The 15,033-nt window shown below is 38.8% G+C and carries 15 protein-coding genes; 12 read left to right on the top strand and 3 right to left on the bottom strand.

The features are described from left to right. Positions 1-189: 189 nt before the first annotated feature. Positions 190-2,559 (bottom strand): GGDEF domain-containing protein, encoded by a 2,370-nt coding sequence (locus C7Y70_RS17275; protein WP_099297032.1) that lies wholly within the window; start codon positions 2,557-2,559, stop codon positions 190-192. Positions 2,560-2,781: 222 nt separating this feature from the next. On the opposite strand from C7Y70_RS17275, the gene pyrC reads away from it, so the two are divergent. The 10 genes from pyrC to C7Y70_RS17225 all read left to right on the top strand — a co-directional run bounded on the left by pyrC (position 2,782) and on the right by C7Y70_RS17225 (position 11,967). Next, on the top strand, positions 2,782-3,834 hold the full coding sequence (gene pyrC / locus C7Y70_RS17270) for a dihydroorotase (protein ID WP_099297033.1): 1,053 nt from the start codon (positions 2,782-2,784) through the stop codon (positions 3,832-3,834). A 310-nt stretch (positions 3,835-4,144) separates the two neighbouring features. Then, the gene (locus tag C7Y70_RS17265) at positions 4,145-4,354 is read left to right on the top strand and encodes a cold-shock protein (RefSeq protein WP_016707789.1); all 210 of its coding nucleotides are present in this window, start codon (positions 4,145-4,147) and stop codon (positions 4,352-4,354) included. 394 nt (positions 4,355-4,748) lie between these two features. Then, positions 4,749-5,360, top strand: a complete 612-nt coding sequence (locus C7Y70_RS17260; RefSeq protein WP_099297034.1) for a response regulator transcription factor — start codon at positions 4,749-4,751, stop codon at positions 5,358-5,360. Positions 5,361-5,822: 462 nt separating this feature from the next. Continuing rightward, the gene (locus C7Y70_RS17255; RefSeq protein ID WP_099297035.1) at positions 5,823-6,593 is read left to right on the top strand and encodes a DUF3450 domain-containing protein; all 771 of its coding nucleotides are present in this window, start codon (positions 5,823-5,825) and stop codon (positions 6,591-6,593) included. 6 nt (positions 6,594-6,599) lie between these two features. Next, complete coding sequence (locus C7Y70_RS17250) at positions 6,600-7,964, top strand: MotA/TolQ/ExbB proton channel family protein (protein ID WP_099297036.1); 1,365 nt, start codon at positions 6,600-6,602, stop codon at positions 7,962-7,964. Next, positions 7,964-8,488, top strand: coding sequence for a MotA/TolQ/ExbB proton channel family protein (locus C7Y70_RS17245; RefSeq protein ID WP_087531730.1), 525 nt, complete (start codon positions 7,964-7,966; stop codon positions 8,486-8,488). The genes C7Y70_RS17250 and C7Y70_RS17245 overlap by 1 nt, the downstream gene beginning before the upstream one ends. Positions 8,489-8,502: 14 nt before the next feature. Further along, complete coding sequence (locus tag C7Y70_RS17240; protein ID WP_087531729.1) at positions 8,503-8,907, top strand: biopolymer transporter ExbD; 405 nt, start codon at positions 8,503-8,505, stop codon at positions 8,905-8,907. After that, complete coding sequence (locus C7Y70_RS17235) at positions 8,907-9,524, top strand: energy transducer TonB (RefSeq protein ID WP_135476102.1); 618 nt, start codon at positions 8,907-8,909, stop codon at positions 9,522-9,524. The genes C7Y70_RS17240 and C7Y70_RS17235 overlap by 1 nt, the downstream gene beginning before the upstream one ends. Positions 9,525-9,534: 10 nt before the next feature. Then, entirely contained in the window at positions 9,535-10,794 is a 1,260-nt protein-coding gene (locus tag C7Y70_RS17230) for a tetratricopeptide repeat protein (protein ID WP_135476100.1), read from the top strand. A 117-nt stretch (positions 10,795-10,911) separates the two neighbouring features. Then, a complete protein-coding gene (locus tag C7Y70_RS17225) occupies positions 10,912-11,967 on the top strand; it encodes a hypothetical protein (RefSeq protein ID WP_099297039.1) in 1,056 nt (351 codons plus the stop codon). Position 11,968: 1 nt separating this feature from the next. Here the strand turns inward: C7Y70_RS17225 and C7Y70_RS17220 are convergent, their stop codons facing one another. Continuing rightward, positions 11,969-12,310, bottom strand: coding sequence for a conjugal transfer protein TraR (locus C7Y70_RS17220; RefSeq protein WP_135476098.1), 342 nt, complete (start codon positions 12,308-12,310; stop codon positions 11,969-11,971). 72 nt (positions 12,311-12,382) lie between these two features. Beyond that, positions 12,383-13,339 carry a tRNA-dihydrouridine synthase gene (locus C7Y70_RS17215; protein ID WP_135476096.1) on the bottom strand — a complete coding sequence of 319 codons (957 nt, stop codon included), beginning with the start codon at positions 13,337-13,339 and terminating at the stop codon, positions 12,383-12,385. Between the two features lie 169 nt (positions 13,340-13,508). Here C7Y70_RS17215 and C7Y70_RS17210 point away from each other — a divergent pair, with 169 nt between their 5' ends. Both C7Y70_RS17210 and C7Y70_RS17205 read left to right on the top strand, forming a co-directional pair. Beyond that, positions 13,509-14,021 (top strand): hypothetical protein, encoded by a 513-nt coding sequence (locus tag C7Y70_RS17210; RefSeq protein ID WP_135476094.1) that lies wholly within the window; start codon positions 13,509-13,511, stop codon positions 14,019-14,021. Between the two features lie 186 nt (positions 14,022-14,207). Beyond that, entirely contained in the window at positions 14,208-15,029 is an 822-nt protein-coding gene (locus tag C7Y70_RS17205) for a DUF692 domain-containing protein (RefSeq protein ID WP_099297106.1), read from the top strand. Positions 15,030-15,033 lie beyond the last annotated feature (4 nt).

The following is a 15,033-nucleotide window of genomic DNA, read 5'->3' as shown; positions in this document are numbered from 1 at the left end:
TTTTTCTACCAGCTCAACAATGGATAGTTTAAAGCCCAATGTATAATCTCGTTGAGTACGCTTAGTGCCTTTAGTTTCGGTGGTCTTCATAAATAAGTCCTAAATGTGTAAACACATTTCAGGACAAGACAGCTAATGTTGATAAAAAAGCCCTGAATTTTCAGGGCTTTTTTGTGTCTTAAAGGTGAATTAAAGAGGCTTATCTATCAAGCTTATCGCTTCAAGGGCAGGTAATGGCTTAGACTTTAAAAAGCCTTGGCCAAAGTCGCACTGTGTATTTTGTAAAATAGCTAATTGTTCGTTTGTTTCTATTCCTTCAGCAACAACATCCAATTTTAAAGACGATGCAAGGGATAGAATGGCGCCCACAAGTGGATTAGAGTCACCCTGTAGATTATCTATAAAGCTTTTATCTATCTTTAGCACATGAATAGGTAGTTGGTGCAAATAACCAAGTGCTGAATACCCTGTGCCAAAATCATCTAGGCAAAGTTTTACTTTTAAAGGGGCTAGCCCCTCGATGATCTGAGTCGCTAATTCTAGGTTTTCAATTAATCCAGATTCGGTAATTTCTAAACATAAAGAGCCAAGCGGTAATTGATACTTATTATATATGGAGTGAATTTGTGGAACAAAATCGAGGCTGGCAAAGTGTCTTGATGATACATTTACTGTAACTCTTAAGAAGCGCTTTTTTTGTGACACCCAAGCCGCAATTTGTTGTCCTGCCAAATCGAGTAAATGTAGATCTAAATTTATTATTTGGCCGGTATTTTCAGCTACAGGGATAAAGTCGTTTGGAGAAACAAAACCTTTATTAGGGTGATGCCATCTTACTAAAGCTTCAAAGCCAATTATTTCACTGCTCTGAATTGTAAATATAGGCTGGTAAAACAGTTCAAATTCATTGTGTTCAATGCCATGTTGCAAGTCATTTTCAATATCAGCATGAGTTTTTAGTTTTTTCCGCATTGTACCGTTAAAAAACCTCACTTGACCGCGTCCCGTTGACTTCGCTTCATACATTGCGGCATCAGCATGTTGAAGCAATTTATATGCTTCATCTTCGCTGCTTTGGGTAAATGCAACGCCAATACTCGTTGAGGCTTGTAGTAAATGGCCGTCAACATTTAATGGTTTAGATAAAACGGTTTCAATTCTGCTCAAAGCTTCATTAACTTGATTTTTATGGCTAATATTTTCCATAAAAATAGCAAATTCGTCCCCCCCTAATCGCGAAAATGTATCCGTGTTGCGAATCGTTCCTTTGATTAACTCACAAATAGCAATTAAAAAGTGATCACCAACTTCATGGCCCAAAGAATCATTGATACTTTTGAAGCGGTCAAAGTCGAGATAAAGTAAGCAATGACTCACCTTTTTAGGTTCTCTAGCTAATTTTAAAATAGCGTGCTTCATTCGTTCGATTAATAATGAGCGATTTGCTAAGCCTGTTAGTTCATCATGTAAAGCCCGATGCTCTAAAGCTTGGCGGGACAGTTGCCTGTCTATTGCCATGCTAATTTGGCGGCTTACGTAGGTTAAAATATTTCTGTCGTGTTCACTGTAGTGGTATTTCTCTTGGTAGCTTTGTACCACGATCACACCTGTTGTGTGATCATTCACATCAAAGGGTACACCAAGCCAGGATTCTGAAGGACGACCAACCATTTTAAAATGGCCTGCATCAATATGCTGCTGATATTCAACTCTATCTAACAGTAAAGACTGTTCTGCGGTTAGCATATAATAAGAAGCCGTGTGCTTTAATTGCTCTTTTGATACTTTTTTATGTGCATTTGAGCGTACACCTTCTTCTATAATATAAACAATCTCAAGCACATCGATGTTTTTATCATATAAACCAACTAAAAAGTTATCTGTGCGAAGCAAGCTGGTCATAATATTATGCAGTGATTCTAAAAATGCGTCCAGATCGCTCGCCTGATACGTTAAGTTAGCAATTTGTAATAAGGTAGTCTCAAGCTTTTGCGCATCATTAAGCTGGTTTACCGTTTTTTGCAGGCTTTTTACTGTTCTTACCTGGTTGATTTTTGCACTTAATAAATGCGCCACCGTTGTGAGTATTTCAAGGTGAGCGTCAGTGAAGTAATTTCGAGCAGGGTGTTCGCAGTCGATAACGCCTAATACTTTTGAATTGTAAATAAGTGGCACGCATAACTCAGACATCGCTGGCCGTGCGTCTGCAATGTAACGGACATCAGAGCTGACATCACCAATAATTACTGCTTGACCAGTGGTTGCAACATAACCAGTTATACCTTGATTAAAAGGGATGATATTTCGTTCGATATAGTAGTCTGTTGCAATAGGTGAAACGCCCATCGCTGCGACTTCATGTAACGTGGTACTTTTTTCGTCGGCAAGGTAAATAACGCAATCTACAAAGCCTAAGCGTTTTACAACTTGAGTCGTGACGTACTCAAATAGCTCATCAAGTTCATCAAGCTGCAAAAGACTAGAAGAAAATTGATTGATAATACTCAACTGTTCAGTTTTGAGCTCTAATGGGGTAGGAGAGTCTACATTATTCGACATAAATGAGTCTGAAGCTGTTTATATTTTTAATTATAGTCATACGTTAACTTAATATTAACCAAGGTACAAAAAATATATCAAATACAATTATCAATGCTGTAAAGTGTAGTACACATTGGTGTGATATCAACCAAAGGACTTAAACAAACAAATCGAGGATATTACTTTACTCAGTTGCTCCATATGCCTATGATCAGCTAAATTCAGCCGTGGAAATAAGTAATGTCAAATCAAGAAAATCAAAACACCCATACATTAACCCTTACTCGTCCGGATGATTGGCACGTACATTTACGTGATGGTGATCAGCTTAAAGATACAGTTCGAGATATCAGTCGTTACATGGGCAGGGCAATTATTATGCCTAACCTTGTACCGCCAGCAATATGCACTGAAACAGCATTGTCTTATAGAGACCGAATACTCGCTGCCGGGCCTCAGGGTAATTTTGAACCATTAATGGTGCTTTATTTAACAGATAATACGACAGCAGATGAAATAAAAAAAGCACATGCAACAGGTAAAATTGTTGCAGCAAAAGTATACCCAGCTGGCGCTACTACAAATTCTGATTCGGGTGTTACTTCAATGAAGAAAATCTACCCAGTCCTTGAAGCAATGCAAGAAGTGGGGATGTTATTACTTATACACGGCGAGGTAACTGACTCGTCGATTGATATCTTTGACCGTGAGAAAGTGTTTTTAGACACTATTATGGGCGATGTTGTTAATGACTTCCCTGATTTAAAGATTGTACTTGAACATATCACGACTAAAGATGCGGTTGATTTTGTTAAAAATGCTTCTGATAATGTCGCAGCAACAATTACTGCTCACCACTTACTTTATAATCGTAACCATATGTTAGCAGGAGGGATTAGACCTCACTATTATTGTTTACCAATTTTAAAACGCAATACGCATCAACAAGCGCTTATTGAAGCTGCGACAAGTGGTAGTAAAAAGTTCTTTTTAGGCACTGATTCAGCGCCACACTATAAGGATAAGAAGGAAGCTGCATGTGGTTGCGCAGGCGCTTATACCGCCCATGCAGCACTAGAACTTTATGCAGAAGCATTTGAAGATGCAGACGCTTTGGATAAATTAGAAGGTTTTGCTAGCCATTTTGGGCCAGACTTTTATGGTTTGCCGCGTAATTCAGATACCATTACTTTGGTAAAGCAACCTTGGACTGTGCCAGCTAGCTATCCACTCGGTGGTGACCATGTTGTGCCAATAAAAGCTGAGTCTATTATTGACTGGCAAGTAAAATAAACAGTCAAAATAAAGCCAAAGTCTGGATTTTTTAGCCCTAATATTAGTTTGTAAAGCTGTGTTTAACCCTTTGAATCACAGCTTATAAATTTTTTTTTAATTAATAGAGCTAAAACGGATTTATTGTGTTAACCTTATCTTGCTTTGAGTTTTTGCGTATAGAATTTACGGTTATTGTGCGGCGTGTAAGGTTACCGGTTAATGGTTTTGCTTCTTCCTGTACTATACCCCAACGTTTTTGGGCATTCACTCAGGGAGGATATAGCCAATCTGGCTGAATTTTAATTATTGACTTACAGGAAAATTTAGTATGTCAAACACGGTTACTGGTAAAGTTAAGTTCTTCAACGAAGCTAAAGGCTTCGGTTTTATTGAACAAGAAAATGGTCCTGACGTATTCGTACATTTCAGCGCTATTACAGGCTCAGGTTTTCGCACTCTAAGCGAAGGCCAACAAGTGTCTTTCGGCATCAAGCAAGGTCAAAAAGGCCCTGAAGCTGAGAACGTAGAAGTAGCATAATTTAATTATGTGAACCTAAGTTCATCTTGGTGAAACAGGTCTCTGTTTCACCATAATTCTCCAAAAACCCCCACTACTTCTCATAATCTACTCAATACTAAATTATTAGCTTATATAAATTGATAAATGATTAGTTATGAAATTCATGTAAAGAGTTGTTTAACTCTGTATCAAGTTAGCTAAATTGGGTATTCTCGCACCTCGTTGTAAACTTCCAGTGAAGATTGTTACAGTCTGAAACTAATCAGCTTGTTTTATCTATATTATACTTACGCTATTACTTACTGAGTTCTGTGAAAGTTAATAGAATAAAAATAATGTAAACACGCTACCGATAATCTGGGTTTACACTAAAATTAAGAAATGAGAATACTAAGTAAAGGTTTGCTAGTAAATGAACACAACACATGATGTACTTGTTGTTGATGACCACCCAATGGTCTGCGCAGCGATTAAAACAGCGTTAAGCAAATCAGCTTTAGTAAATGGTATTTATGCAGTAGCAAGCCAAAAGGAAGCACTTGAGTACTTAAGGGTTAATAAGTGTGATTTGATAATACTCGATATCGAACTAGAAGAATCTGATGGGTTTAGCTTGTATAAACGAGCTTGTTTGGCTGGTTACAAAGGGCGTGTGTTATTTTTATCGGCTAAGCAGGATAAGCATATTATCAGAACGGCAGCAAAATTAGGCTCGCAAGGTTTTATAAACAAAGCCGAAAGCCTTGAAAACATAACATCCGCCGTTGAATTAATTTTGAAAGGCTTCACCTTTTTTCCTCAAGAAGATCTCTTAACACATGACAAAGATATCGATCAAATTCTGACGGAAAGAGAATTAACGGTGATGAAACACCTCGTTGAGGGCGCCTCAAATAAGGATATCGGAGAAAAACTGTTTATTAGTAATAAAACGGTGAGTACTTACAAAACGAAAATCTTTGAAAAGTTGGGCGTTGACTCAGTAATCTCTTTAGCAAAACTGGTTGATAACGACTCTTTATAATGGACTTGTTGTAAAGTTCAATTCACAGTGTGCAAATTAGCTTCTAAAAGATGATAAATTACGATTAATTTGTCATCATTAGCTGAATAAAAACGCTTTTTTACTGAATGACTAAGCTGAAATGAAATTTTTCTAAACTTTTTATGATGCCTAAAACGTAATAATAAAATGTTACATTTATGTTTTGTTATTTTTTTTGCATCTCAAAATAGCTATCAACACTAGCCTTTGCAGAATACTCTACACTATCATTGTTACATTTGTGTTAATCCTTTGTTTTTTTGAATGTTAGCTAAACTTCTTTAGCACAATTTATTTATGGTTAATTCCAAACATCAAGTTGACAGCGTGCATTGCATTTAGCATTATTGGAGGGTTGATATCTATTAAAAGATATCAGGGTTGTCTCCTTCGGGAGGTAATTAAATTATAAAAGTAACATTACTTAATTGGTTGGGAACTATGTCTGTTAAAATCAGAAAGAGTCTTGTAGCAACTGCGTTGGTTGGCGCATTTGCATTTGCAAGCAGCAATGTGATTGCAGATCCTTTGAATGACGTGCAAAAAGCAGGTCAAAAAATTCAAACGGCTGCGGTTAAGTCTCAAACTAAAATTGACAACGTATACGGTCAAACTCAAGAGCTTATCGCTGAGTACCGTGGCATTGTTGATGAAACTGAGCTTTTGAAAGTATACAACGATCATGTTGCACGTTTGGTCGCAGACCAAAATGCACAAATTGAATCGTTTGATCGCCAAATCGCGACTATCGACAACACTAAACAAAACGTTGTGCCTTTGATGTATCGCATGATCGATACGCTTGAGCAATTCATCAAAGCGGACGTTCCGTTTAACATTGAGACTCGTTTAGCGCGTGTTGAAAGATTACGCGAAACAATGGTTTCTTCTTCTGTAACTACTTCAGAAAAATTCCGTCAAGTACTTGAATCATACACAATTGAAGCTGCATACAGCTCTTTAGTTGCTGCGTCTCAAGGTACACTTGAAATCAATGGTAAAACAATCAACGTTGATTTCGGCCAACTAGGTCGTATCACTTATGTTGCTCAATCATTCGATTTGAAGCATGCGTGGGTTTGGGATAACAACACTAAACAGTGGAAAGAATTAGGTGAAGAATACCTAAAACCTGTTAAAGAAGTTATTCGTATGGCGCGTAAGCAAGCGACATTAGAACTTGTTAAACTACCAATCTTTGGCGCGGAGTAATCAATAATGAAGAAACTATTTAAAGGTTTTGCTGTTGCAGCAGTACTATCTGTTTCTGCAGGTACCGCGCTAAATGCACATGCAAATACTGATGCTCTAGATAAAATCCTTGAGCAAGTTAAGCAAGAGCGTATCTCTGAAGGCAAAATCAATAAGCAACGTGAGCAAGAATTTCTTTCAGCTCGTGCTGACAAGCAAGCGTTACTTAATAAAGCGAAAAGCCAGTTGTCTGCTGAAAAAGCACGTGGTGATCGTCTAACTAAAGAATATGCACAAAACGAAAATACAATGAATGAGAAAGCAGCAGCTCTACAAAGTGCACAAGGTACTTTAGGTGAGATGTTTGGTGTTGTTCGTCGTGCTGCACAAGATGCAATCGGTTCAATCGAAGCGTCACTTGTTTCTGCTGAAAAGCCAGGCCGTGCTGAAATTTTACGTTCACTTGCTGCTGCAAAAGAACTACCAACAGTGCGTGAGCTTGAAGAGCTTTGGATTTCACTTCAAACTGAAATGACTGAATCAGCAAAAGTTTCAACATTTGAAACTGAAGTTGCAGGCCTTGACGGTAACTCTTCTGTGAAGAAAGTAACACGTATTGGTAACTTCAACTTAGTTACAGACGATGGCTACTTAATTTATTCACCTGAGACTAAATCAATTCAACCGCTAGGTAAGCAACCAGATGGTTTTATCCTTGCAGGTATTGATGATTTAGCGGCTACTTCTGCTGGTGAATACGCAGGTGTTTACGTGGATCCTACACGTGGTGCTATCTTACGTATCAATACACAGAAAAAATCACTGATGGAATATTACCATCAAGGTGATGTAGTTGGTTATATCATCACAGCTTTATTAGGCTTTGGTTTATTAATCTTCTTAGTTCGTTTTGTTGATTTAACAATCACGACGGGTAAAATTAAGAGCCAACTTAAAAATGTGTCTACACCTAATGCTAACAACCCACTGGGTCGTATCCTTAAAGTGTACCAAGAGAATAAAAACCAAGACGTTGAAAACCTTGAGCTTAAGCTTGATGAAGCGATTCTTCGTGAAACGCCTCGCATCGAAGCGGGTATCAACATCATCAAAATCCTTGCTGCAATCGCGCCACTACTTGGTCTACTAGGTACGGTAATCGGTATGATCTTAACGTTCCAAACAATCACATTGTTCGGTACGGGTGATCCGAAGATCATGGCAGGTAACATCTCTCTAGCACTTGTAACTACTGCGCTAGGTCTAATTGCTGCATTACCACTTATCCTTCTTCACGCTGTTGTAGCGGGTCGCAGTAAGTCGGTACTACACATCCTTGATGAGCAAAGCGCGGGTATCGTTGCTACTCACGCGGAGAAGGAGAAAGCCTAATGCTAGTCCTGATGGAGATCTGGGAATCTATCAGGGATTTTGTTGGCACAGGCGGCCAGGTATTATACGTGGTCGCGATAGCACTCTTTCTTATGTGGGTTTTAATGATTGAGCGCTATTGGTTCTTACTTTCTGAGTTTCCTCGTATGACGAAGGAAATTGTAGGAAAGTGGGATGCCCGCCAAGACACTACGTCTTGGTACGCACACAGAATCCGTGAAGCATGGATTTCTGAAGCGTCTGAAAAATTAGATCAGCGTATGTTGTTGATTAAAACATTAGTAGCTATTTGTCCTTTAATCGGCTTACTAGGTACAGTAACGGGTATGATATCGGTTTTCGAAACGATGGCTACTCAAGGTACTGGTAACGCACGTTTAATGGCATCTGGTATTTCAATGGCAACAATCCCAACAATGGCTGGAATGGTTGCGGCACTATCTGGAGTTTTCTTTAGCTCACGCCTTGAGGCAAGAGCGAGAATGGTGAAAGCCAAACTTATAGATAGCATGCCTCATCACTAGAGAGAGAATTAAATATGGCACGTAAACAACGTTTTCGTGAAGAAGAAGAAGCAGCGGTAGATATGACGCCGATGCTTGACATCGTATTTATCATGCTTATTTTCTTTATCGTAACTACATCGTTCGTTAAAGAGGCTGGTATCGAAGTCAATAAACCAAAAGCGGCCCAAGCTACGAAGCAAAAAAATGCGAACATTTTTATTGCGATTCGTGACAACGGCGAGATCTGGATTGATAAACAGCAAGTTGATGTTGAACGTGTTTCAGCAAAGATCGAAAGTTTATTAGCAGAACAACCTACAGATGTTGTAATTTTGCAAGCTGACAAAGATGCAAAACATGGCACTGTGGTTAAAGTTATGGACCAGATCAAAGCGACGGGTGACAACCTGAGAATTTCAATAGCTGGAGATCAGTAATGATTCGTTTTCTGTTTTCACTGATTGCAGGTGGGGCAGTTACTTTCGGCTTGTTCTACTTCATGGCCTTCCTCATCTCTGGTGGGGCTGACCGTAACACGGAGCAAAAAGAGCAGATCGTAGTCGAAATTATGACGAATCCGCCTGAATCTAAGGTGCAGGAGAGGAAGCGTGTTCCGCCTCCGCCTCCACCACCGCCAAAGCAGCCGCCTAAACCGCAGCCGCCTCAGCCGGAAACTAACAACCCTAATCCGGGTGCTATGTCATTTAACATGGGTAGCATCGATGTGGGAAGTTCGGCTGGTGGCCTAAGTGGTCCAGGTGCATTTGGACGTGACGGTGATGCGACACCTATCGTTCGTATTGAACCAAAATATCCAACACAAGCGGCACGTGATGGTAAAGAAGGTTGGGTACAACTTTCATTCTCAATCGATGAGTTGGGTGGGGTTACAGACGTTGAAGTAATTGACGCAGACCCTAAACGAATCTTTGATAGAGAAGCAAAACGTGCACTTAAAAAGTGGAAGTACCGTCCTAAGATCATTGATGGTAAACCACAGAAGCAAGTTGGCTTACAGGTTCAATTAGACTTTAAACTTAACCAAGGCAATTAAGGAGGCAAGTATGAGAAATTTATCTAAAGTAACAGCACTTGCGGTACTTATGTCTCTCTCGGGTGCAGTGATTACTGCACCGGTTTTAGCTGCGCCAGATTACGCAAAGATTGAAGAGCGTAAAAAGGCAAAAACTAAGATCATGGGTGAGCGCACTGGTAAAAAAGTTGTTAAAGCATTTGATTTGTACAACGAAGACAAGCTTGATGAAGCAATCGCTATGCTGAAAGAGCTTGACCCTTCTGATGACTTTGACAAAGCAACGGTTAACCGCTATCTAGGTAGCATGTATGGTCAGAAAGAGCAGTACAAAACTGCGATCAAGCACCTTGAGTTAGCTGTCGCCCCTGATGTTTTGAACTTTGCAGATCAAGAGCAAAGCTTAAAAACATTAGGTGATATGTATGCTGGTACAGAGCAATTCAAAAAAGCTAAAGAAGCTTATGTAAGATGGATGGATTTTACTGGTGAGGAAGATGCAACGGTTTATACCCGTATTGCACAAGCTAATTACCAGCTAGAACAATTCCGTGACGTTTTTGAGCCTGCAGATAAAGCAATCAAACTTCAAGAAGAGCCTAAAAAAGGCCCTTACCAACTTAAATTAGGTTCATACTTTGAGCTTAAAGACTATAGCAATATGGTAAAAGTGGGTGAAGAGATTGTTCGTATCTGGCCTGATGACAAAAAAGCATGGGTTAGTTTAGGCAAGTACTACCTTCAGACGGAAGACTATAAAAAAGGTCTTGCGACGATGGAAGTAGCCTACAAAAATGGTTTTTTTGAGACTGAAGTTGATTATAAAGTTTTATCTAACTTCTATTCTTTGAATGAGATCCCTTACAAGGCTGCTAAAGTCCTTGAGGAATCTATCAATGATAAGATTGTGAAGCGAAATAAACAAAATATCAGCGCGATAGCGAGTAACTATCACCGCTCAAAAAATATCGAAGAAGCAGCTAAGTATTATGAAGAAGCCGCTAAGTTTGATGACGATGCTGAACTTTACCGTAAAGCAGGTTCGTTATTACTTCAGTCGCAAAATTATAGTGCTGCCGTTGTTCGTTTGAATAAGGCTCTGGAATTAGGTTCTGACAAAAAAGGAACTATATATACAGATTTAGCTGAAGCTTATTACTATCAAGAAAAGTATAAGCAAGCTTATGCAGCGATTCAAAAAGCAATGGATGACCAACGCACACGTAAGTTTGCAAAAGGTTGGGCTCCATATATTAAAGATAAAGCCGCTCGCAACGGTGTGAAAATTTAATATACATTGCTTTACAGTTTAAAAAGCCCCTTTGGGGCTTTTTTTATTCCTTTTATTTGAACACACATAAATTAATTAAATGCTTCTTATCAAAGAGGCCTCTATTTGGGTTTGAAAATGATAAAATATGTTGGTGTATGCTTGTTAATGTTACTTACAGGGTGCAGTGAGCCTGCAATAAAGTATTCAGATATAGAGCAGGTTAAGCAACAACTAAGAGTACAAAATGAGTTTTTACAGCCTTTAGATACATCAATAGCTAGTGAAATTACACTAGATAGTAAACTACCTTTCTCAGAATCATATTTACTAACTCGCCATGATGTATATCGCTCTTTACGTGCTATGGACCTAACAAAACCACAGCAGCAATTAGCTGATTATTTAAGTATTTCTGAGCGTTTTCCTGCGCGATATTTTCCATGGCCTGCAAATATTAATGTTGTAGAAAATATGTTGAGCAATGACTTAATAACTGATCAGGAAATAGCACAATGGATTGGTTTTACTATCAAACAGCTCTCGTTAGGTTTAGAAAGCAAACTTAAATTGAATAAAATTGAATTAAACAGCCTTAAGTCACATGTTGCAAAATTAGAAGAGATAAAAGGTATTAGTCAAGATATCTCAGTTGCTTTGGAAAGCTTGAGTGACTACTTATCTAGTTATACACCTAGAGGTAGCGTTGGTTTACATGGATTGCCTAATGGCGCGTCATGGTATCAAAGTAAGTTAAATTATTTCGCACAAAAAACAGATGCTCCATTAATTTGGTTAGCTAAAATACAAAACAGAGCAGAATTTTCCAAACAACAGAGGTACACTCAAACTTTCGATGGCGATCACAGCGATTCATTGCTTGAGAAATGGTTAATGTTTAACTCGTATGAATTAATTGCGGGACTTGATTGGGAGCAAAGTTACTATAATTTGCCACTTTCTGCTTCATTACAGATTGAGAAAATGTCTGATTCAGACAAGGCATTTTGGTTAGCGATGATGGAAACCGATTTGGGAATTCATTACCATGCTTGGACTGTGCAACAAGCAAAAGTTAATCTACAAAAACGCATTCAAATGTCAGATAAGCAAGCAGCATATGCAGTTGAAAACCTTGTTTACTTTCCTGCGTTTAGTTTTGCCTTCGCACAGCTGTTAGACAATAAGCTATAACTTATACCGGGTCACATTTTCTACAGCGTTGGTTAGTTGGGTCATCTAGCAAACGCTGTGCATCAATTTTTTCTTCGCAATCGCAACAATACCCATATTGGCCTATTTCTATTTGGCATACAGCTGCTTCCAACTTTTCTAAGCGTTTAATCAATGCACTGTATTCAGAACCCAATTGCTTATCTGTGAGCTCTAACCATCGCTCTGGGTTATTCGATTCAAGGGTATGTAATAAGCAATGATGGCTAAGGCTGTTCGATTGCGCTAAAGCAGTTAATAGTGACTTACGCTGTGAAGTAAGTTCACTGTTTAAGCGTGCCAAAGTATGTTGTGATTGATTCATAACTTATTTCCTCATTGTACAATGATGGTATTATCCATAATTTAATCGAGGTTAATAATGATGTGTATCAATTTAGGGCGCGATTGCATATTTGTTTAATACCAAAGAAACATCTTCTTTTGTTTTTAAGCGTCGGATTTCGTCAAACAATGTGCTCGCTTGTTTGTATTCACGTTTTAAATAGCCAAGCCATTGTTTTGTCCTTGATGCAAAGTACTTTTCATCTTTACTTGGATCATGGTGCATGGAAGAATGAATAATATGATATAAAATGTTCTCCCACTTAAGACCATCATATTGCTGGCCATTAAAGTGCGCTTTTATTTTTTTTGCCAGATCAGGGTGTGATAATGCACCGCGTCCCAGCATCAGATCAGTGCATGTACTGCGTTGCTGGCACAAAATAGCATCCGACACTTGCCATATTTCACCATTGGCTACAACATCAATAGATTTACCTTTAATTAAAGGCGGGATTTTTTCCCAATATGCCGGTGGGTTATAGCCATCCCTTTTAGTGCGCGCGTGGATTGCAATACTATTAGCCCCGGCGCTTACCACAGCATCTACAATTTCCTGGCTGTTACTATCATCGTCAAAGCCCAATCGAATTTTGGCACTTACTTGGTGCTCTTGAGGTACCGCGTTACGGACAGCCTTGATTATTTCATACATGTGTTCTGGGTCTTTGAGTAGTACTGCACCACCTTTACTGCGGTTGACTGTTTTGGCTGGGCAGCCGAAGTTTAAATCGACACCATGAGACCCTAATTCGACAACTTTTGCCGCATTTTCCGCGAGAGCGTCAGCAACTTGACCTAATAGCTGAATACGTACAGGCGTCCCCGCGCGCGTATAGCCATTATTATTAAGCTCAGGACAATATCGATGAAATACCTTATCAGGTAATCGTGCATCAACGACACGTATAAACTCGGTTACACACAAGTCAAAGCCACCAATATCTGTTAGTAATTGGCGCATTTTAAAATCCACAACGCCTTCCATTGGTGCTAAAACTAGTTTCATTAATGTCACATACCTATAAAAAATGGGAAACGTAGTCTACCTGTTCCTCTGTGATTGATAAATCAATATCGGTTAATGAAAAAAAATAATATTATTGTTAAATTTTGAAAGTTTTTCCTAAATGGTGGGTCTATTAAGTATACCCGTTGAAGATAGAGAGAATAATATTATGAATACAGCAAAAAAAAATACAGTTGCGTTAGCATTAGGTGCGGTAGTTATCAGCAGTGCAAGCTTGGTGACAACAACTGCTCAAGCCAATCCGTTTGAGTTTCAAGAATTAGTAACCGGTTACCAGATAGACGCAACAGAAGGTAAGTGTGGTGAAGGTAAATGTGGCGGCCATGCAAAATCAAAAGATGCTAAAGCTAAAGCCGAAGGTAAGTGTGGTGAAGGCAAATGTGGCGGCCATGCAAAGTCCAAAGACGCTAAAACTAAAGCCGAAGGAAAATGTGGTGAAGGTAAATGTGGTGGCCATGCAAAATCAAAAGATGCTAAAGCTAAAGCCGAAGGTAAGTGTGGTGAAGGCAAATGTGGCGGTCATGCAAAAACAAAAGATGCTAAAGCCAAAGCTGAAGGCAAATGCGGTGAAGGTAAATGTGGTGGCCATGCCAAAATGAAAGACTCGAAAACCAAAAAAGAAGGTAAATGTGGTGAAGGCAAATGTGGTGGAAGCCATTAAACTTTGTCGTTGCACTTCTTGTTTTATTGGTTATCAACATCATTAATCAAGAAGTGCCATGCCACAACTTAACCGTTTAGCGTAAAATTAGTAAACAAGGTAGCCATCATGCGTTACTGATATTATTTTGTTTATCTGAGGAAAATAGTAGGAATAAAGATGACCTTAAATGTAAGTGAGTTTGGCATGGTGGGTTTAGGTTTGCGCCGAGAAATGCTTGACGAATTACTTGAGCATGTACCTACCCAAATTGATTTTTTTGAAGTTGCACCTGAGAATTGGCTCAAATTAGGTGGTCGCTATAAAAAACAGTTTAAGTCGCTTACAAATGCCCACAATTTTGTGTGCCATGGTTTGTCTTTATCTATTGGTTCACCTGAGCCACTGGATATTGAATTTATAAAATCATTAAAGGGCTTTTTTAAAGAGCATGATATTAAACGTTACAGCGAACATTTGAGTTACTGCTCTGGTAAAGGTCATATGTATGATTTGATGCCAATCCCGTTTACTGAACCCGCAATTAAGCATGTAGTAAAACGTATTAAGCAAGTTCAAGATATATTAGAACGACAAATTACGATTGAAAATGTGTCGTATTATGCAGCCCCTGGGCAAGAATTGAGTGAACTTGAATTCACGACAGAGATTCTTTCACGCGCTGATTGTAAATTGTTGCTCGATGTAAATAATATTTATGTAAATGCGACTAACCATAAGTATGACTCAATGGAATTTATTCAAGGGCTCCCCTCTGAGCGGATTGATTATATTCATATTGCGGGTCACTATAATGAAGCTGAAGATTTGATTGTTGACACCCATGGTGCTGATGTCATTGACCCTGTTTGGCAGTTGCTGGATAAGGCTTATGAAGTTCATGGTGTATTTCCAACGTTATTAGAGCGAGACTTTAACATCCCACCTATGGATATTTTAGCCAAAGAGTTAGATACAATTTCTCAATTACAAATTAAGCATAGCCAAATAAGCAAAAAGCGAGCTTGAGTAG

It is taken from the genome of Pseudoalteromonas sp. KS88 (genome assembly GCF_004766475.1).
Classification (GTDB): Bacteria; Pseudomonadota; Gammaproteobacteria; order Enterobacterales; family Alteromonadaceae; genus Pseudoalteromonas.
Note: the sequence above shows the minus strand (reverse complement) of the source record. Positions and strands in the feature narration are given on the sequence as shown.